The organism is Methylobacterium sp. D48H, from assembly GCF_053345715.1.
Map to the genome: position 1 here is coordinate 1 of NZ_JBKFAP010000073.1, position 951 is coordinate 951.

At 66.6% G+C, this 951-nt stretch carries 1 pseudogene; it reads right to left on the reverse strand.

What is annotated here, in order from left to right:
• Positions 1–34: 34 nt before the first annotated feature.
• Positions 35–951: pseudogene (locus ACLBX8_RS31500) on the reverse strand (IS3 family transposase); the annotation flags it as partial.

Consider the following 951-nt stretch of genomic DNA (forward strand, 5'->3'; position numbering starts at 1 on the left):
TTGATCCTCCCTCGGTGTCGCGGACACAGAGAGATCATTTCGTGGTCCTCTCGGCTTGCTCGGGCGTAAGATAGCCGAGTGCCGAGTGGATGCGTTGCCGATTGTAGTAGCCCTCGATGTAGGCGAACAGATCGCGCCGCGCTTCATCCCGGGTCGCCCATCGTCGCTGATGGACGAGCTCGACCTTGAGTGTGTGGAAGAAGCTCTCCATCGGGGCGTTATCGTAGCAACAGGCGGTCCGACTCATGGACGGCCTGGCCCCCATTGCGGCGAGCTGCTTCCGATAGGCCTCGGCCGCGTACTGGCTGCCGCGATCCGAGTGGCAGATGAGCCCGGCGGCCGGCCGCTGCCGCTGGGCGGCCATCATCAATGCCGCTACGCTCAGCTCAGCGCGCATGTGATCGCGCATCGACCAGCCGACGATCTTGCGCGTGGCCAGATCGAGGACGGCGGCCAGATACAGCCAGCCCTCGCCGGTCGGCAGGTAGGTAATATCGGCCAGCCAGACCGTGTTTGGCCGCGCGGCCGAGAAGTCCTGCTTCAGGAGGTTTGGGGCGATCGGAAGATCGTGCCGGCTGTCGGTCGTACAGGGCCGGAACCGACGCCCCGCCAAAGCACGGATGCCGTGCCGGCGCATGAGGCGCTCCACCCGTCCGCGGCTGACAGACCGGCCCTCGGCCCGCAGGGCGGCATGCACGCGCGGGGAGCCGTAGCGCCGGTGATGGGCGGCATGGATGCGCCGGACGTCGTCCAGGAGTTGGCGGTTGGAGGCCGAGCTGGCGCTCTCAGGCCGTGACCGCCATCCGTAGAAGCCGCTGGGTGAGACTCCGAGCACGCGGCACATGAGACGCACCGGCCAGGTCCGCGCATGCTGCTCGATGAAGGCGAAGGTCACTTGGGCATCTCCGCGAAGATGCCGATGGCTTTTTTTAGCACGTCGCGCTCCATGCG